Here is an 18,054-nt window from a genome sequence, read left to right on the forward strand (position 1 = left end):
GCTGATGACCGCGGACGTGGTCGGCGGCGTGTGGCAATATGCGATCGAGCTGGCGCGCGGGCTGGTGCGCGACGGCTGGGCGGTCAACCTTGCCTCGCTCGGCCCGGCCGCGTCGCGCGCGCAGCGGCTCGAGGCCGATCAGGCGGGCGTCACCCTGCTCGACACCGGCCTGCCGCTCGACTGGCTCGCGACCGACGCGCGCGAGGTGATCGCCGCCGCCGACGCGATGGCGCGGCTGGCGCGCGAGCGCGGCGCGGATCTGGTCCAGCTCAACCAGCCGGCGCTGGGCGTGGCGAGCTTCGCCATGCCGGTCATCGCGGTGGTGCACAGCTGCGTCGCGAGCTGGTGGGAGGCGGCGGGCAACGGGCCGCTGCCGCCGAGCCTCCGCTGGCAGACCGATCTGGTCGCACGCGGGCTGGCACGCGCCGACGCCGTCGTGGCGCCGAGCACCGCGCTCGCCGCGACCGTCTACCGCCTCTATCCCAAGGTGCCGATCCCGCTGGCCATCCACAACGGCCGCTCGCTGCCGCCTGCGAGCGGGCCGATGCACGACTTCGCCTTCACCGCCGGCCGTCTGTGGGACCGCGGCAAGAACGTCGCCACGCTCGATCGCGCCGCGGCGCGGCTGGGCATCCCGTTCAAGGCTGCGGGCGCGACCACCGGACCGCACGGCGAGCACGCCCGCGTCGAGCATCTCCACCTGCTCGGCCATGTCGGCGATGAGGTGATCGCGGGGTGCCTCTCGGCGCGCCCGGTGTTCGCATCGGCCGCGGTGTACGAGCCGTTCGGGCTGGCGGTGCTCGAGGCGGCGCTGGCGGGCTGCCCGCTGGTGCTCTCCGACATCCCGACCTTCCGCGAGCTGTGGGAGGGTGTCGCCACCTTCGTGCCGGCGGACGACGCGCTCGGCTTCGCCGCGGCGATCGAGGAGCTGGCCGGCGACGTGCCGCTGCGGGTCGCGCGCGGGGCGCTGGCGCGCCGCCGCGCGCTGACCTACACGCCCGAGCGCAATCGCCGCGCCATGGCGACGCTGTACGACCGGCTGATCGACGGCGGCTCCAAGGTCGCGGCATGAGAATCGTCTACCTCACGCACAGCCTCGACTCCTGCTGGAACCACGGCAACGCGCACTTCCTGCGCGGGGTGCTCTCCGAGCTGATCGCGCGCGGGCACGACGTCCGCGTTCACGAGCCCGCCGACAGCTGGAGTCGCGCCAACCTGGTCGGCGACCATGGCGAGGAGGCGCTCGCCGCCTATCGCACCGCTTATCCGGAACTCTCGTCGTCGCGCTACGCGGCGGAGGTCGACCCCGCCGCGCTGGTCGACGGCGCCGACGTGGTGATCGTCCACGAGTGGAACGACCATGGCTTGGTCGCGGCGCTCGGCAACCTCCGCAAGGCCGGAGCGAGGTACACGCTGCTGTTCCACGACACGCACCACCGCGCGGTCAGCGCGCCCGAGGAGATGCGCGCCTACGACCTGTCCGGCTACGACGGGGTGCTCGCCTTCGGCGAGGCGCTGTCGCGCGTCTATCGCGACTGGGGCTGGGGCGAGCGCGTCTGGACCTGGCACGAGGCCGCCGACACCCGCCGCTTCTTCCCGGTCGAGGGCGAGCGGTCCGGCCTGGTGTGGATCGGCAACTGGGGCGACGGCGAGCGCACCGCCGAGATCGAGCAGTTCCTGCTCGCTCCGGCGCGCGACGCCGCGCTGCCGCTCGATATCTACGGCGTGCGCTACCCCGACGAGGGCAAGGCGATGCTGGCGCGCTACGGCGCGCGCTATCACGGCTGGGCGCCCAACGCCGCCGCGCCCGCCATCTTCGCGCGCGCGCTGGCAACGGTGCATGTGCCGCGGCGCTATTACACCACGATCCTGCCAGGCATCCCGACGATCCGCGTGTTCGAGGCGCTCGCCTGCGGCATCCCGCTCGTCTCCGCGCCGTGGGACGACGCCGAGCATCTGTTCCGCCCCGGCGAGGACTTCCTGTTCGCCGCCGATGGCGCCGCGATGACACGCATGCTGACCGTCCTGCGCGACGATCCCGACCTGCGGGCCGCGCTGGCGCGTTCGGGGCTCGAGACCATCCTCGCCCGCCACACCTGCGCGCACCGCGTCGACGAGCTGCTCGCCATCCTCGATCGCCTCGATGCCCCCTCCCTTTCCGCTGCCCGGAGCACCGCCGCGTGAAGATCGCTTTCTACGGTTCCAGCCTCGTGTCGTCCTATTGGAACGGCGCCGCGACCTATTATCGCGGCATCCTGCGCGCGCTCGCCGAACGCGGCTATGACATCACCTTCTACGAACCCGACGCGTTCGAGCGCCAGCAGCACCGCGACATCGATCCACCGCCCTACGCCAAGTCGGTCGTCTATCCCGCGACGGTCGAGGCGATGCGCGCGGTGGTCGCCGAGGCGGCGGAGGCGGACATCGTCGTGAAGGCGAATGGCGTCGGCGTGTTCGACCGCGAGCTGCTCGAGGGCGTCACCGCCGCGGCGCGGCCGGGCGCGCTGAAGATCTTCTGGGACGTCGACGCCGCCGCGACGCTCGACGAGATGCGCGCCGACGCCGACCATCCGGTGCGCGCCGCGCTGCCGTCGATCGACATGGTGCTCACCTATGGCGGCGGTGCGCCGGTGGTCGACGCCTATCGCGGCTTCGGCGCGGCCGAGTGCGTGCCGGTCTACAACGCGCTCGATCCCACCACGCACCACCCGGTCCCGCGGGACGAACGCTTCGCCTGCGACCTCGCTTTCCTCGGCAACCGCCTGCCAGATCGCGAGGCGCGCGTGGAAGAATTCTTCCTGCGCCCCGCGGCGGCACTGCCCGATCAAAGCTTCCTGATCGGCGGCAACGGCTGGGACAGCAAGGCAATGCCCGCCAACGTGCGTCACCGCGGCCATGTCTTTACCGCGGAGCACAACGCCTTCAATTGCACGCCGCGGGCGGTGCTTAACGTCGCGCGCGACTCGATGGCGCATGTCGGCTTCTCCCCTGCGACGCGGGTGTTCGAGGCGGCGGGGGCGGCAGCGTGCCTGATCACCGACGCGTGGGAGGGGATCGAGCTGTTCCTCGCACCCGACCGCGAGGTGCTGGTGGCGCGGGACGGGCAGGACGTCGCCGACCATCTCGCCGCGCTCACGCCCGATCGCGCCCGCGCGATCGGCAATGCCGCGCTGGAGCGCGTGCTCGCCGAGCACACCTATGACCTGCGCGGCGCCCAGGTCGACGCGCTCTTCCAGGCGCATGCCGCGCGCGAGCGGGTGGCGGCATGAGGCTCGTCGTCCTCGGCCTGTCGCTCAGCTCCTCCTGGGGCAACGGCCACGCCACCACCTTCCGCGCGCTGCTCCAGGCCTATGCCGCGCGCGGCCACCAGATTTTGTTTCTCGAGCGCGACATGCCCTGGTACGCGTCGCACCGGGACGAGCCCGCGCCCGATTACTGCCGGTTGGAGCTGTACGACTCGCTCGAGGCGCTCGCCGACTGGCGCGACGTCATCGCCGAGGCGGACGCGGTGATGGTCGGTTCTTACGTGCCCGACGGCATCGCGGTCGCGCGGCTGGTGCAGGATTGGGCGACCGGTGTCACCGCCTTCTACGACATCGATACGCCGGTGACGCTCGCCAAGGTCGAGGCTGGCACGTGCGACTATGTCTCGCCCGAAGTGATCCCGGGCTATGACGTCTATTGCTCCTTCACCGGCGGTCCGACGCTGCGGCTGATCGAGCACCGCTACGGCAGCCCGGCGGCGCGCGCGCTCTACTGCTCGGTCGACGCCGAGCGCTACCGCCCGACCGGCGCGGCGACGCGGTGGGACCTCTCCTATCTCGGCACCTACAGCATCGATCGCCAGCCGACGCTCGACCGGCTGCTGCTGGAGCCGGCGCGGCGCCACCCGGACATGCGCTTCGTCGTCGCGGGGCCGCAATATCCCGACGACATCGACTGGCCCGCCAACGTCGAGCGGATCGAGCATCTGCCCCCCGCCGACCACCCCGACTTCTACTCGGCGAGCCGCGCCACGCTCAACGTGACCCGCGCCGACATGATCGCGGCGGGCTGGTCGCCCTCGGTGCGGCTGTTCGAGGCGACCGCCTGCGGCACGCCGATCGTCTCGGACCGATGGAAGGGGATCGAGGAGCTGCTGACGCCCGGGCGCGAGATCGTGCTGGCGGACACGCCCGAGGACGTCGAGGCGATGCTGGCACGCGACGATCTCGCCGCAATGGGCGCCGCCGGGCGCGAGCGCGTGCTTGCGGAGCATACCGCGGTCCACCGCGCGGCCGAGCTGGAGGCGCATCTGGAAGAGGCGATGGCGGCGAAGCGGGAGGCGGTCGCGGCGTGATCCCGTGCACTCCTGCGGACGCAGGAGCACGGCCGCGCTCAAGGACGAGGGAGAACCAGCGTCATCCGGCTCGAGGCGACCTTCGGAATGTCGCGGATCGTTCCTCCCCCTCTACCGTCATCCCGAGCTTGTTCCGAGATCCACCGTCCCGCGAACTCATCGGCCGTCATGTGCGCGGAAAACTGGATCCCGGAACAAGTCCGGAATGACGGGCGGTCGGAAAGGTCCCGCTCAGGGCGGGAATGACCGAGAAATCCGCTCCTACGCCACCCACTCCGCCTTTGGCACGCCCTGCGCCCAGAGCAGCGCGGCGAGGTCGCCATGCTCCACCCGCGCCGCCGCGGCCGCGGCGACGATCGGCTTGGCGCGATAGGCGACGCCCAGCCCCGCCACCTCGATCATCGCGAGATCGTTGGCGCCGTCGCCCACCGCCAGCGTCGCGCTATCCGCCAGCCCCAGTGCGGCGCGAGTCTCCAGCAGCGTCGTCCGCTTGGTCGCCGCGCCCACGATCGGGCGGGCCACCGTCCCGGTCAGCACGCCATCCTCCAGCTCGAGCACGTTGGCGATCGCGCGGTGGAAGCCGATCGCGTTCGCCACCGGCTCGGCGAAGCGCGTGAACCCGCCCGACACCAGGACCGCCGTCGCCCCCCACGCGCGCATCGTCCGCACCAGCGTGGTCGCGCCGGGCATCAGCCGCACGCGCTCGTCGAGGCATTCCTGGATCACGCTGCCGCGCAGTCCCTTGAGCAGCCCGACGCGCGCGTCGAGCGCCGCCTCGAAGTCCAGCTCGCCGCGCATCGCGCGCTCGGTGATCGCGGCGATCTGCGGTTTGAGCCCGGCATAATCGGCGAGCTCGTCGATGCACTCGACCGTGATCATGGTCGAGTCCATGTCCGCGACGAGCAGCATCTTGCGCCGGGTCTCGCGCGGCTGGACCACCACGTCGACCGCCTCGAAAAGCCCCTCCAGCCCCGCGCGCGCGTCGGCGGGGGCGAGCTCGAAGTGAAGGTCCGCGGCGTCGCCCTCGTCGATCCAGCCGAGCGTCGTCGGCGCGCAGCCCGCCGCGGCGAGCCGCTCCTGCGCCGCGGCGACGATATTGGGCGTCAGCCGCCCGGCTGCTATCAGCGTCGCCGTGAACATGGGTTCTTCCCCTGAGATTTGTCGGAAACCGCGGGTCGCGCTCATCGCAGGGCCGACCGCGAGCGGCAAGAGCGCGCTGGCGATCGAGCTCGCGGAGCGCGTCGGCGGCGTGGTGATCAACGCCGACGCCAGCCAGGTCTATCGCGACCTGCGGCTGCTCTCCGCCCGGCCGTCCGAGGCGGACGAGGCGCGCGTGCCGCATCGGCTGTTCGGCTATGTCGACGGGGCGGAGGCCTGCTCGGCCGCGCGCTGGGCGGAAGACGCCCGAGCCGCGATCGCCGCTGCGCACGCGGAAGGCCGGCTCCCGGTGCTGGTCGGTGGTACCGGCCTCTACCTGCGCACGCTGCTCGACGGGATCGCACCGGTGCCCGAGATCGACCCGGTCGTTCGCGGCGCGGTTCGCTCGCTGCCGGTGACCGAGGCCCACGCCGCGCTCGGGCGAGAGGACGCGCCCGCCGCTGCTCGGCTCGCGCCGGGCGATGCCGCACGGGTGGCGCGCGCGCTCGAGGTGGTGCGCTCGACCGGCCGCCCGCTCGCCGACTGGCAGCGCGAGCGGACCGGCGGTATCGCCGCCACGATCGATCTCAGCGCGCTGGTGCTGCTGCCGGAGCGCGAGCGACTGGTCGCGCGCTGCGACGCCCGTCTGGAGACGATGTTCGCCGCGGGCGCGATCGACGAGGTGGCCGCGCTGCTTGGGCGCGCCGACGTGCCCGAGGACGCGCCCGTACGGCGCGCGATCGGCGCGCCGGAGATCGCGGCTTACCTGGCCGGGGCAATCACCCGCGATGAGGCGCTCGCCCGTGCGCAGCTCGCAACCAGGCGCTACGCCAAGCGTCAATACACCTGGTTCCGCCATCAGCCACCCGCCCACTGGAACCGAAGCGGAAGCGCTACTTTGGAATTTTATTTCTCGAAAGCGTGTTGACGGGCAACTTTCGATGCCGTAGCGCGCCCCGACTTCAACTGAGGAGACGTGACGTGACCACCGAGAAGAGCGGAGCCGATATCCTCGTCGAGGCGCTGTGCGATCTCGGCGTGGAGGTCGTGTTCGGCTATCCGGGCGGCGCCGTCCTGCCGATCTACGACGCCTTGTTCCGCTCGCAGCGGATCAAGCACATCCTCGTCCGGCACGAGCAGGCCGCGACGCACGCCGCCGAGGGCTATGCGCGCTCGACCGGCAAGCCCGGCGTGGTCCTCGTCACCTCAGGCCCGGGCGCCACCAACGCGGTGACCGGCATCACCGACGCGCTGCTCGACTCGATCCCGATGGTGGTGATCACCGGTCAGGTGCCGACCAACCTGATCGGCAGCGACGCCTTCCAGGAGGCCGACACGGTCGGCATCACGCGCCACTGCACCAAGCACAATTATCTGGTGAAGGACCCGGCGCGGCTCGGCCCGGTGATCCACGAGGCGTTCCACATCGCCACCTCGGGCCGCCCCGGCCCGGTCGTGGTCGACATTCCCAAGAACGTCCAGGTCGCCACCGCCGCCTACGGCGCGCCCGGCCCGATTCAGCACAAGACCTACCGCCCCGCGCTCGCCGCTGACCCGGCGCTGATCGAGCAGGTGGTCGACATGCTCGCCGCCGCCGAGCGCCCGGTGTTCTACACTGGCGGCGGCGTCATCAACGCCGGCCCGCGCGCGTCCGAGCTGCTGGTCGAGCTGGCGCATCTCACCGGCGCGCCGGTGACCTCGACGCTGATGGGCCTGGGCGCCTATCCCGCGACCGGACCGCAGTGGCTCGGCATGCTCGGCATGCACGGCACCTACGAGGCCAATATGGCGATGAACCAGGCCGACCTGGTAGTGAACGTCGGCGCGCGCTTCGACGATCGCGTCACCGGGCGGCTCGACGCCTTCTCGCCCAACAGCCGCAAGGTCCACATCGACATCGACCGGTCGAGCATCAACAAGACCGTGCGGATCGACCTGGCGATCGTCGCCGACGCCGGCCACGCGCTCGCCGACATGGTGCGCGTGTGGCGCGAGCGGCAGCACCCGCGCCCCGATCTCGCCGACTGGTGGCAGCGGGTCGAGTCGTGGCGCGCCAAGAAGTCGCTCAGCTTTCCCGAGAGCCGCAGCGAGATCATGCCGCAGCGCGCGGTCCGCGCTCTGTGGGAGGCGACGCACGCGCGTGCCCCGATCATCACCACCGAGGTCGGCCAGCACCAGATGTGGGCGGCGCAGCATTTCGGCTTCGAGGCACCCAACAAGTGGCTCACCTCGGGCGGGCTCGGCACGATGGGCTATGGCCTGCCCGCGGCGATCGGCGCGCAGCTCGGCAACCCTGACGCTTTGGTGATCGACATCGCCGGCGAGGCGTCGATCCAGATGAACATCCAGGAGCTCGCCACCGCTACGCAATACCGGCTGCCGGTGAAGGTCTTCATCCTCAACAACGAATATATGGGGATGGTGCGCCAATGGCAGGAGCTCACCTATGAGAGCCGCTACTCGGAAAGTTATTCCGACTCGCTGCCCGATTTCGTCAAGCTGGCCGAGGCCTATGGCTGGAAGGGGATCCGTATCGAGCATCCCGACCAGCTCGAGCAGGGCATCGCCGACATGCTCGCGCACGACGGGCCGGTGATGGTCGACTGCATGGTCGCCAAGCTGGCCAACTGCTTCCCGATGATCCCATCGGGCGCGGCGCACACCGACATGATCCTCCAGGCCAACGAGGTCTCGGGGACGATGGACGACGAGGCCAAGGCGCTGGTGTAAACCCTTTCACTCCTCCCCGGAACGGGGAGGGGGACCATGCGGAGCATGGTGGAGGGGGTGCCACGCGAACGCAGCGCTTGTGGAGGCCCCCCTCCACCAGCCTGCGGCTGGTCCCCCTCCCCGTTCCGGGGAGGACTGATGCAGATACGAGAAGAGAAGGCCGAGCGGCACACGCTGGCGGTGATCGTCGACAACGAACCCGGCATCCTCGCACGGATCGCCGGCCTGTTTACCGCCCGCGGCTACAATATCGAGAGCCTCACCGTCAGCGAGATCACGCTCGACAAGGCGGTGAGCCGGATCACCATCGTCACCTCCGCCAGCCCGGCGACGCTCGAGCAGATCGTCGCGCAGCTCGAGCGGCTGGTGCCGGTCCACCAAGTCACCGACCTCACCGCGCGCGGCGCGCACGTCGAGCGTGAGCTGGCGCTGGTGAAGGTGGCAGGCAGCGGCGACCACCGGATCGAGGCGCTGCGCCTCGCCGAGGTGTATCGCGCGCGCGTCGTCGACGCGACGATCGCCTCCTTCGTGTTCGAGGTCACCGGCACGATCGAGAAGATCGACAAGTTCGTCGAGCTGATGGGCGAGGTCGGTCTGGTCGAGGTGGCGCGCACCGGCATCGTCGCGATCGCGCGCGGCGCCGAGGCGGCGTAAGCTATTTTGAACCGTCGCCCCGGCGTAGGCCGGGGCCCAGGTCCACACGCGCCGCCGTCCGCGGTCCTGGATTCCGGCCTGCGCCGGGATGACGACGAGCAGAGGGAAGAAAAGAAATGAAGGTCTACTACGATCGCGACGCCGATCTGAACCTGATCACCGGCAAGAAGATCGCGATCCTCGGCTATGGCTCGCAGGGCCACGCGCACGCGCAGAACCTGCGCGATTCGGGCGTGACGGATATCGCGATCGCGCTCCGCCCGGGCAGCGCGTCGGCGAAGAAGGCGGAGGACGCCGGCTTCAAGGTGCTTGCCAACAAGGAGGCCGCGGCCTGGGCCGACGTGCTGATGATCCTCGCCCCCGACGAGCACCAGGCCGCGATCTGGGAGAGCGACCTCAAGGGCAACATGAAGCCCGGCAGCGCGCTCGCCTTCGCGCACGGGCTCAACGTGCATTTCGGCCTGATCGAGCCGCCCGCTGACATCGACGTCATCATGATCGCGCCCAAGGGCCCGGGCCACACCGTCCGCTCCGAATATGTCCGCGGCGGCGGCGTCCCCTGCCTTATCGCAATCCACCAGGACGCTAGCGGCAACGCGCATGACGTCGCTTTGGCCTATGCCTCGGGCGTGGGCGGCGGCCGCTCGGGCATCATCGAGACCAACTTTCGCGAGGAGTGCGAGACCGATCTGTTCGGCGAGCAGGCGGTGCTCTGCGGCGGCGCGACCGCGCTGGTCCAGGCCGGGTTCGAGACGCTGGTCGAGGCCGGCTACGCCCCCGAGATGGCCTATTTCGAGTGCCTGCACGAGCTCAAGCTGATCGTCGACCTGATGTACGAGGGCGGCATCGCCAACATGCGCTACTCGATCTCGAACACCGCCGAGTACGGCGACATCAAGACCGGCCCGCGCATCATCACCGACGAGACCAAGAAGGAGATGAAGCGAGTGCTGGCCGACATCCAGTCGGGCCGCTTCGTGCGCGACTTCGTGCTCGACAATCGCGCCGGCCAGCCCGAGCTGAAGGCCAGCCGCATCGCCGCCAAGCGCCATCAGATCGAGCAGGTCGGCAGCGAGCTGCGCGCGATGATGCCGTGGATCGGCGCCAACAAGCTGGTCGACAAGGAGCGCAACTGACGCTCGGAGCGCGCGCGGCGGATTGAAGCCGCGCGCGCGCTCCTGTAGGCGCGCGCGATGCGGACGGCGACGTACCGAGACTCGTCGTATCGCACGCGCGCCGACACCGGCAGCCGCGCCATCTCCTGGGCGCTCGCGCTCGGCATCGCCGCGCTGCTGCTCTACGCGCTGCTGCGCATGGGCGGCGTGGTGCGCGGCGACTTCGGCGACCATCGCCCCCTCAGCACCTTCGACGTGAGCGCGCAGGGCCAGCGCGCCGAGACCGCCGCGACCAAGCGGACCGAGCGCGCGCGCCAGTCGGGCCGTCAGCGCACCGCCCCGGCCGCGCGCGAGCGCCCGGTCGAGCGCGCTGCCGAGGCGCCGCCCCCGCCGCTGGCCGAGCTGAAGCTACCCGGCGTGATGATCCTCAGCCGCAGCGACTATGCCGCCTCCGACATCGGCAAGATCAAGGGTACCGCGCCCGCCCCCGGCTCGGGCGCGGAGGGGCAGCAGAGCGCCAGCGCGGGGGCGGGCGACGACACCCCCTCGGTCGGCGCCGGCCCCGGCGGCGAGCCGTTGTATGCCGCGGAATGGTACCGCAGGCCGACGCGCGCGGAGACGAGCCCGTACATGCCGCGCGGTCGCGCCGGCTGGGGCATGATCGCCTGCCGCACCGCGCCGCGCTTCCACGTCGAGGATTGTCGCGAGCTCGGCGAGTCGCCCGGCTCCGGGATCGCGCGTGGGCTGCGCCAGGCGGGATGGCAGTTCCTGGTGCGGCCGCCGCGTCGCGGTGGCCAGCCGCTGATCGGCGCCTGGGTCCGCATCCGCTTCGACATCACCGTCGAGCACGCGCCGGGCGAAACGTCGCCCGACTCGTCCGGCGGCGAATGAGCGCGCCGAAAACCTCTGTTTCGCCGCGGCCCCTAGCCGCCCGCGCGATACTATGGTGCAAGAGGCGCCTCACAGGAGGAAGCAACATGCGTCATCTTCTCGTCGCCGGCCTGGTCGCCGCGCTCGCCGTTCCCGCCGCCGCGCAGCTCGCCACCGCACCGGGCCAGCCCGGCCAGCCGAGCGCCGCGCGCGTCGCAGCGGGCACCTATCAGGTCGATCCCGCGCACACGCAGGTGACCTGGGAGGTGAACCACCTCGGTTTCTCGATGCTGCAGGGCCAGTTCGGCGCCGCGGGCGGCTCGATCACGATCGATCCCAAGAAGCCCGCCGCTACCAAGGTGGAGGTCACCTTCGCGGTCGATCAGCTCTCGGTCACCTCGCCGCAGTTCGCCAATCACCTCAAGTCGAAGGACTTCTTCGACGCGGCCAACAATCCGACGGCGCGCTTCGTCTCGACGTCGGTGACGCCGCGCGGCGCGAACAAGGCGGTGGTCGCCGGCGAGCTGACGATCAAGGGCATCACCAAGCCGGTCACGCTCGACGTCACCTTCGTCGGCGCGGGCGACAATCCGATGAGCAAGAAGGCGAACTTCGGCTTCGTCGGCACGGGCACGATCAAGCGCAGCGACTTCGGCCTCGGCTATGCCGCGCCGGCAGTGTCGGACACGGTGAAGCTCAACGTCAACGCCGCCTTCACCGCGTAGACGGGGTCCTCTCTCCAACCCTGGCGTCATCCTGAGCTCGTCTCAGGATCCACTGTGCCGCTCATGCTGTTGTTGCGGCACCTGCGGGACGGTGGATCCTGAAACAAGTTCAGGATGACGCCGGAAGTGGGCCGAAAGTGGCTATCACGCCGCGCGCTGCAGCCGCGCGAAGCTGTCGAAGGTCGCGCGCACCGCGGGCGACGCGTTGGCGACGAGGGCAGCGACGCGGCGCGTGAACGCCTCGCCGTCCGAGCCGGGGACGCGCTCGGCCATCGCCCAGTCGCCGAACTCGCGCTGGGCCACCTCCCGCCGCGACAGCACGACCAACGCGCGGTGGCGCGGGTCGGCGCCGATGCGCGCGAAGGCGCGCTCCACCATCGCCGGCTCGCCCTCCAGCGCCTGGAGGAAGCGCCTTCCGTCGCTGAACAGCAGGCCCGAGATCCGATCACGCGTGTTGTTGGCGCGCGATTCCGCTAGGATCGACGCGGTGGCGACGTGACCGACGGCGGTGCTGATATAGACCAGCTGCAACATGATGAACTCCCTCGTACGGCTCCTCTCTCGCCCACAAAGGTTTCTTTTCACTCAAGATATCCCGCGCAGATCGCCGCGCTGGACAAGCCCCGGCGGCGCGCGCTACTCAGGCCAGCGATGACCATGGCCCGCGGCTTCGCCCTGCTGCTTCGACTTACGCGCCCTTAGGCGCGTCACCGCTCGCGCGCCCGTCGCGCCGCGCCTAAGGGCTGGACCGTCTCCCCTTCCGCTCCTGTCGAGAGAGCCACCGTCATGCTGCGCGACCCCGCGACCAAATACCGCCCCTTCCCTCCCGTCGACCTGCCCGACCGGCGCTGGCCATCCGCGACGATCACGCGCGCGCCGCGCTGGCTCTCCACCGACCTGCGCGACGGCAACCAGGCGCTGATCAACCCGATGGACGCCGAGAAGAAGACGCGCTTCTTCGACCTGCTGGTGAAGGTGGGACTGAAGGAGATCGAGGTCGGCTTTCCCTCCGCCGGCGCGACCGAGTTCGACTTTATCTCGGGCCTGATCCGCGACGATCGCGTGCCCGAGGACGTGCAGATCCAGGTGCTCACCCAGTCGCGCCGCGACCTGATCGAGCGCAGCTTCGCCAGCCTGGAGGGCGCGCACAGCGCGATCGTCCACCTCTACAACGCGGTCAGCCCGGCGTGGCGCAAGATCGTCTTCGGCATGTCGCGCGACGAGGTGAAAAGGATCGCGGTCGACGGCGCCAAGGTGCTGCGCGACGAGGCCGCCAAGCGCCCGAACACGCGCTGGCAGTTCGAATATTCGCCCGAGACCTTCTCCACCGCCGAGCTCGATTTCTCGCTCGAGGTCTGCGAGGCGGTCGCCGAGGTGCTGGCGCCGACACCCGAGGCGCCGATCATCTTCAACCTGCCCGCCACGGTGGAGTGCGCGACGCCCAACGTCTATGCCGACCAGATCGAATGGTTCGCGCGCCACCTGCGTCAGCGCGACGCCGCGGTGATCTCGCTCCACACCCACAATGACCGCGGCACCGGCGTCGCCGCGGCGGAGCTCGGCATCATGGCCGGCGCCGACCGGGTCGAGGGCTGCCTGCTCGGCAACGGCGAGCGCACCGGCAACTGCGACCTCGTGACGGTCGCGCTCAACATGTACACACAGGGCGTCGACCCGCGGCTCGACCTCTCCGACATCGACGCGATCGTGAAGACGGTGGAATATGCCACCAACATCCCGGTCCACCCGCGCACGCCCTATGCCGGCGATCTCGTCTTCACCGCTTTCTCGGGCTCGCACCAGGACGCGATCAAGAAGGGCTTCGCCGCACAGGGCGCGCGCAACGACGGGCTGTGGGAAGTCCCCTATCTGCCGATCGACCCGGCCGACCTCGGGCGCAGCTACGAGGCGGTGATCCGCGTCAACTCGCAGTCGGGCAAGGGCGGTGTCGCTTGGGTGATCGAGCAGGACAAAGGGCTGCGTTTGCCCAAGCGGCTCCAGGCCGACTTCAGCCGCCACGTCCAAGCGCTGGCGGACGAGACCAGCCGCGAGCTCAACGCCGCCGATATCTGGGGCGCGTTCGAGCGCGCCTATCTGCCCGGCGAGAGCGACCGCTTCGTACTGCGCGACTATGACGAGAGCGGCGCCGCGGGCGAGCGCGTCTTCGTCGGCCGCATCGCTATCGACGGCGAGGAGCGCTCGCTGTCGGGCCGCGGCAACGGTCTGATCTCGGGCGTGATCGCCGCGCTGGCCGACAGCACCGGGCCGACGCTCGACGTGGTCGACTATGCCGAGCACGCGATCGGCCACGGCGCGGGCGCGCAGGCGGCGGCCTATCTCGAGTGTCGCACCTCCGACGGACGCACCGTCTGGGGCGTCGGCATCGATAGCGACATCGCCACCGCGAGCGTCCGCGCCGTGCTCTCCGCGGCGAACCGCGCGTGACGCGCCGCTACGCCGCCTTCCTGTTCGACATGGACGGGACGCTGATCAACTCGATCCCCTCGGCGGTGCGCGCTTGGACCGCTTGGGCCGAGCGCCACCGCGTCGACGTCCACGAGCTGATGCGCGTGATGCACGGCGTGAAGGCGATCGAGACGATCCGCCGCTTCGCCCCGCCCGGGGTCGACCCGCAGCGCGAGTTCGAGCTGCTGCTCCAGGCAGAGATCGACGATGTCGCCGACGTGGTCGAGATCGCCGGCGCTGCAGCCTTCACCGCGGCGCTGCCGCCCGAGCGCTGGGCGATCGTCACCTCCGCGCCGCGCTCGCTCGCCGAGGTCCGGCTACGGGCCGCCGGCGTGACCGCGCCGGCGGTGATGGTCACGGCCGACGACGTGGAGCGCGGCAAACCGGCGCCGGACTGCTTCCTGCTCGCCGCCGAGCGGCTCGGAGTCGACGCGCGCGAGTGCCTCGTCTGGGAGGACGCACCCGCGGGTATCGCCGCGGCCGAGGCGGCGGGTGCCGACGTGATGGTGATCTCGGCGACCCACCACGAACCGCTCGACACACGCTGGCGCCAGGTCGGCGGCTATGACGCGCTCACCGCCGCGCTGGAACAGGATCGGCTGGTGCTCGACGGGTTCTGAGGGCGTCCACGCTCAGCGCCCGGGCGTAGCATAAGAAGGCGGGTCGCTCGCTGGAAAGGACTCGTCCGATCCCTCGTCGACCCTGTCCCAGCCGGGCGGCCCGGCATCGGCCATGCTCCCCGGCCCGGCGTCGCGCACCGGCCGCGGCGCGAGTCGGGTTGGCGATGCCACGCCTCGTGGTCGCGTCGCACGGCGGCCCAACAGGAAGCCGAGTGTGCCAGCGAGCAGGAGCGTGCCCCAACCCGGTCCCGCGCTCCGCACCGGCTCCGCCGCGCTCGCGCGTTCGCCCGCGCGGCCGCTCGCCTCGACGAAGCTGACACCCGACTGCTCGTCCAGCGTGAGCACGCGGCCGTCGCTCGACGTCATCTCATGGGTGAGCGATTCATCGCTGCCCTCGGGGATCGCGTTTCCTTCGCCGCGCATCCCGCCTGCCGGCGGCGTCTGGTTGTTCTCGGGATCGGCGGTGCCGTAGAGCCGGAAGCCGTCGCCACCCATCACCCTCGCTCCCGACAGTCGCGGACCACCGCGACGGCGCAACCGATCGCACCGCCGACCAGCGCGAACACCAGCACGTTGTCCGGCCCGCTCGCCGGCGCGACCCGCCATTTGACCGCATAGACGAGGAGCGCGACCAGAACGCCGATGGCGAAGAGCATGGCGGCCCCGCGTGGCTTACCTTCGATCGACTCGATCGGCATGACCTGACCTCCTTCGACACGCACCGTGGAGCACGTGAGCGGGTCAACGTCGCGGCTCGATAAGCGTTCAAAAACAAACGGCTGAAATGGATCACCCCGACGACTGATCTGGCTCATGTGACCGCGCGATGACAGGGTCTCGCCGCGCTGGTAGACAGGGCCGCGACGGTATCAACCGGGCTTGGGGGCAAACGACAGATGGGGTGAGCCCTCGGATCATGGACCGGCTGCCGTATGGCAGCGGGAGAGGGCTCGTCGGCTTGGTGGGCGCGGTGACGCTCTCGCTGGCCGCAGCCGGACTGCGCCTCGCACTCGACGATCTTTTCCCACCCGGCTTTCCCTATCTGACCTTCTTCCCAGCGGTAATCCTCTCGTCGTTCCTCTTCGGCGCGCGCGCGGGGGCGATCGCCGGGCTGCTGTGCGGGCTGCTGGCCTGGTATTATTTCATCCCACCGTATCGCAGCTTCGCCCTCCAGGGCGGGACGTGGGTCGCGCTGTTATTCTATGCCGCCGTGGTTGGGCTGGACGTGCTGCTGATCCTCTGGCTTCAGCGTGCCAATCGTCGCCTGCGCGCCGAGCGCGAGCGCAACGAGGCGCTGGCGGACCGCAGCGAGCTTCTCTTCCGCGAGTTGCAGCATCGCGTCGCCAACAACCTGCAGATGGTCGGCGCCGTGCTCCACCATCACGCGCGGGATGTGAGCGATGCGCTCGCCCGCGCCCCCTTGAGTGAGGCGGCCCACAAGCTCGAGCTGATCGGGCGGATACAGCGCCAGCTCTATGGCAGCGATGGCAGCCCGGTCGCGCTCGATAGCTTCCTCGCCCAGCTGGTGGACGACGTCATGGCCGCGGGCGGCAAGCCGGGGGTTCGCCACCTGTTGCGCGTCGCCCCCGGGATCGTCCTCGCGCCCGACGTGGCCATACCGCTCGCGCTGATCCTCGCCGAGGGGATCGCCAACGCGGTCGAGCACGGCTTCGACGGTCGGACGAGCGGATGCATCGCGGTGACGGTGACCCGCGAGGCGGGTGCGATTGCCCTCGTCATCGCCGACGACGGAGAAGGCCTACCGCCCGATTTCGCGCTCGATGCCGCCTCCAGCCTCGGCCTGCGCGTATCACGCACCTTGGCGCGACAGATCGGTGGCACGCTCAGCCTCTGTGAGCGACCGGGCGGTGCCGCGCTGCGATTGGTGATCCCCGATCGCGTGGGACAGGGGCTCAGTTGACCTGATCGGGGGGCGCCACGGGAAAGAGCAGCGGTGCGATCGGAACTCCCTCCTCCACCAGCTCGCTGACCTCGGCCGCACTCGCCTGACCGTGGATCGCGCGTTCGGGCCGCTCGCCCTCGTGCATCGCGCGCGCCTCGGCGGCGAAGTCGCCGCCGACCCAACGCGACCGGCGCAGCAGCTCGGCCTGAAGCGCCACCAGCTTGCGGAGCGCCTCGGCCTGCGACGCCGGCGGCGCCTCGGCGCGACCGCGATTGCTCTTGGCGCCGACGTTGGGCGCCGTCACGGCTTTCTCTACCCCGGTCTCACCGCAGGTCGGACAGGCGACGAGGCGACGCGCGCGCTGCTCTTCATAGGCCGAGGTAGAGGCGAACCACGCCTCGAACACATGCGCCCGCGCGCAGCGAAGGTCGAAGACGATCACGTGCCGCTCAGGCGGCGAGCATCGCGTCGAGCTTGCCCGCGCGCTCCAGCGCGGCGAGATCGTCGGAGCCGCCGACATGGACGCCGTCGATGAAGATCTGCGGCACCGTCGAGCGACCTGACGCGCGCCCGATCATCTCGGCGCGCTTGTCGCGTTGTACCCCAATGTCGGTCTCCTCGACCGACACGCCCTTGCGCGCGAGCAGGTTCATCGCGCGCGAACAATAAGGGCAGAACGCCTTGGTGTAGATCTCGACCCGTGCCATGCCACCTAATTGTGGTCGCGCCCCCGCGCTGTCAATCGGTTCGCGGCAGCACGCGGGCCCAGACCAGCACCGTCACCCGTGCCGCACCGGCGGCGAGCAGCGTCGCGGTACAGGCGTCGGCGGTGGCGCCACTGGTGTAGACGTCGTCGACCAGCACGACATGCGCGCCAGCGACCCGCGCGCGGCGACGCTCGGGCACGCGGAAGGCACCCGCTACGGCGCGATGCCGCTCGCCCGCGCCACGCTCGCGCAGCATCGGCGTGGCGCGGTGGCGCTCGAGCAGTCGCGGATGCCACGCCACGCCGCTAACCCGCGAGACGGCGGCGGCGATCAGCGCGGCCTGGTTGTAGCCGCGTGACCACATCCGCCAGCGATGCAGCGGCACCGGCACCAGCACCGTGGCGTCCGCCGGCACCCAGCGCGCCATCAGCCGCGCCGCGGTGACGGCGTAAGCGGCGCGGCCGCCGTGCTTCAGCCGCAGCGCGAGCGTGCGCGCCACCTCACCATAAGCGACGGCTGCGCGGACCCCGGCATGGTGCGGCGGTGCGGCGCGGCAGTCGTCGCAGCGCGCGCCGGCCCCCGCCGCGGCGGCGAGCGGCAGGTGACACGTCACGCACCAGGGCGGCCCGAGGAAGTGGAGCGTCGCCCAGCACTCGGCGCAGAAGCGCCCCTGCGCCGAGACGATAGCGCCGCAGCCGGGGCAGCGCGGCGGCAGCACCTGATCGATCAGCCGCGTGAGCACGTCGCGCTTGTGGGCGCCGCCGCGAGCGGGCACAAGCCGTCGGGCG

General features: G+C 70.7%; 20 protein-coding genes. 13 read left to right on the forward strand and 7 right to left on the reverse strand.

Features of this window, described 5'->3' with window-relative positions:
• Positions 1-4: 4 nt before the first annotated feature.
• The 4 genes from FHY03_RS14325 to FHY03_RS14340 are packed head-to-tail and all read left to right on the forward strand — an operon-like array spanning position 5 to position 4,339.
• Positions 5-1,072, forward strand: coding sequence for a glycosyltransferase family 4 protein (locus tag FHY03_RS14325; protein WP_183931477.1), 1,068 nt, complete (start codon positions 5-7; stop codon positions 1,070-1,072).
• Positions 1,069-2,184: a glycosyltransferase gene (locus FHY03_RS14330; RefSeq protein WP_183919641.1), complete on the forward strand. Its 1,116-nt coding sequence runs from the start codon at positions 1,069-1,071 to the stop codon at positions 2,182-2,184. The genes FHY03_RS14325 and FHY03_RS14330 overlap by 4 nt, the downstream gene beginning before the upstream one ends.
• Positions 2,181-3,269 carry a glycosyltransferase gene (locus tag FHY03_RS21355; protein WP_183919639.1) on the forward strand — a complete coding sequence of 363 codons (1,089 nt, stop codon included), beginning with the start codon at positions 2,181-2,183 and terminating at the stop codon, positions 3,267-3,269. Before FHY03_RS14330 ends, FHY03_RS21355 begins: the two co-directional genes overlap by 4 nt.
• Positions 3,266-4,339 (forward strand): glycosyltransferase, encoded by a 1,074-nt coding sequence (locus FHY03_RS14340; protein ID WP_183931478.1) that lies wholly within the window; start codon positions 3,266-3,268, stop codon positions 4,337-4,339. The genes FHY03_RS21355 and FHY03_RS14340 overlap by 4 nt, the downstream gene beginning before the upstream one ends.
• Positions 4,340-4,600: 261 nt before the next feature.
• Here FHY03_RS14340 and serB read toward each other — a convergent pair whose 3' ends face one another.
• Positions 4,601-5,479, reverse strand: coding sequence for a phosphoserine phosphatase SerB (gene serB / locus FHY03_RS14345; protein WP_183919635.1), 879 nt, complete (start codon positions 5,477-5,479; stop codon positions 4,601-4,603).
• Between serB and miaA the strand changes: the two genes are divergently transcribed.
• The 6 genes from miaA to FHY03_RS14375 all read left to right on the forward strand — a co-directional run bounded on the left by miaA (position 5,478) and on the right by FHY03_RS14375 (position 11,570).
• Entirely contained in the window at positions 5,478-6,404 is a 927-nt protein-coding gene (gene miaA / locus FHY03_RS14350) for a tRNA (adenosine(37)-N6)-dimethylallyltransferase MiaA (protein WP_183931479.1), read from the forward strand. The two genes, serB and miaA, sit on opposite strands and share 2 nt — an antisense overlap.
• Positions 6,405-6,457: 53 nt before the next feature.
• Positions 6,458-8,206, forward strand: coding sequence for an acetolactate synthase 3 large subunit (locus FHY03_RS14355; RefSeq protein ID WP_183919630.1), 1,749 nt, complete (start codon positions 6,458-6,460; stop codon positions 8,204-8,206).
• 138 nt (positions 8,207-8,344) lie between these two features.
• On the forward strand, positions 8,345-8,860 hold the full coding sequence (gene ilvN, locus FHY03_RS14360; protein WP_183919628.1) for an acetolactate synthase small subunit: 516 nt from the start codon (positions 8,345-8,347) through the stop codon (positions 8,858-8,860).
• A 116-nt stretch (positions 8,861-8,976) separates the two neighbouring features.
• A complete protein-coding gene (gene ilvC / locus FHY03_RS14365; RefSeq protein ID WP_183919626.1) occupies positions 8,977-9,996 on the forward strand; it encodes a ketol-acid reductoisomerase in 1,020 nt (339 codons plus the stop codon).
• Positions 9,997-10,053: 57 nt separating this feature from the next.
• Positions 10,054-10,866 (forward strand): hypothetical protein, encoded by an 813-nt coding sequence (locus FHY03_RS14370; protein ID WP_183931480.1) that lies wholly within the window; start codon positions 10,054-10,056, stop codon positions 10,864-10,866.
• A gap of 86 nt (positions 10,867-10,952) precedes the next feature.
• Positions 10,953-11,570, forward strand: a complete 618-nt coding sequence (locus FHY03_RS14375) for a YceI family protein (protein WP_183931481.1) — start codon at positions 10,953-10,955, stop codon at positions 11,568-11,570.
• Between the two features lie 144 nt (positions 11,571-11,714).
• On the opposite strand, the gene FHY03_RS14380 is transcribed toward FHY03_RS14375, so the two are convergent.
• Positions 11,715-12,104 (reverse strand): BLUF domain-containing protein, encoded by a 390-nt coding sequence (locus tag FHY03_RS14380; RefSeq protein ID WP_183931482.1) that lies wholly within the window; start codon positions 12,102-12,104, stop codon positions 11,715-11,717.
• Positions 12,105-12,356: 252 nt separating this feature from the next.
• Here FHY03_RS14380 and leuA point away from each other — a divergent pair, with 252 nt between their 5' ends.
• On the forward strand, positions 12,357-14,015 hold the full coding sequence (gene leuA / locus FHY03_RS14385) for a 2-isopropylmalate synthase (RefSeq protein ID WP_183931483.1): 1,659 nt from the start codon (positions 12,357-12,359) through the stop codon (positions 14,013-14,015).
• Entirely contained in the window at positions 14,012-14,656 is a 645-nt protein-coding gene (locus FHY03_RS14390) for an HAD-IA family hydrolase (RefSeq protein WP_311721762.1), read from the forward strand. Before leuA ends, FHY03_RS14390 begins: the two co-directional genes overlap by 4 nt.
• 12 nt (positions 14,657-14,668) lie before the next feature.
• Here the strand turns inward: FHY03_RS14390 and FHY03_RS21125 are convergent, their stop codons facing one another.
• Complete coding sequence (locus FHY03_RS21125) at positions 14,669-15,151, reverse strand: hypothetical protein (protein WP_260159060.1); 483 nt, start codon at positions 15,149-15,151, stop codon at positions 14,669-14,671.
• Complete coding sequence (locus FHY03_RS14400; RefSeq protein ID WP_183919616.1) at positions 15,151-15,471, reverse strand: hypothetical protein; 321 nt, start codon at positions 15,469-15,471, stop codon at positions 15,151-15,153. Before FHY03_RS14400 ends, FHY03_RS21125 begins: the two co-directional genes overlap by 1 nt.
• 101 nt (positions 15,472-15,572) lie before the next feature.
• Here FHY03_RS14400 and FHY03_RS14405 point away from each other — a divergent pair, with 101 nt between their 5' ends.
• Positions 15,573-16,577: a sensor histidine kinase gene (locus FHY03_RS14405; protein ID WP_260159061.1), complete on the forward strand. Its 1,005-nt coding sequence runs from the start codon at positions 15,573-15,575 to the stop codon at positions 16,575-16,577.
• Here the strand turns inward: FHY03_RS14405 and FHY03_RS14410 are convergent.
• Genes FHY03_RS14410 through FHY03_RS14420 form a run of 3 tightly spaced genes read right to left on the reverse strand, consistent with a single transcriptional unit; the run spans position 16,570 to position 18,008 of the window.
• The gene (locus tag FHY03_RS14410) at positions 16,570-17,001 is read right to left on the reverse strand and encodes a DUF1178 family protein (RefSeq protein WP_183931484.1); all 432 of its coding nucleotides are present in this window, start codon (positions 16,999-17,001) and stop codon (positions 16,570-16,572) included. The two genes, FHY03_RS14405 and FHY03_RS14410, sit on opposite strands and share 8 nt — an antisense overlap.
• A gap of 7 nt (positions 17,002-17,008) precedes the next feature.
• Positions 17,009-17,266 carry a glutaredoxin 3 gene (grxC, locus tag FHY03_RS14415; RefSeq protein ID WP_183919612.1) on the reverse strand — a complete coding sequence of 86 codons (258 nt, stop codon included), beginning with the start codon at positions 17,264-17,266 and terminating at the stop codon, positions 17,009-17,011.
• A 31-nt stretch (positions 17,267-17,297) separates the two neighbouring features.
• Positions 17,298-18,008, reverse strand: coding sequence for a ComF family protein (locus FHY03_RS14420; protein ID WP_183931485.1), 711 nt, complete (start codon positions 18,006-18,008; stop codon positions 17,298-17,300).
• Between the last annotated feature and the right edge of the window lie 46 nt (positions 18,009-18,054).

The organism is Sphingomonas sp. BK345 (assembly GCF_014193845.1).
In the GTDB taxonomy this organism is placed as follows: domain Bacteria; phylum Pseudomonadota; class Alphaproteobacteria; order Sphingomonadales; family Sphingomonadaceae; genus Sphingomonas.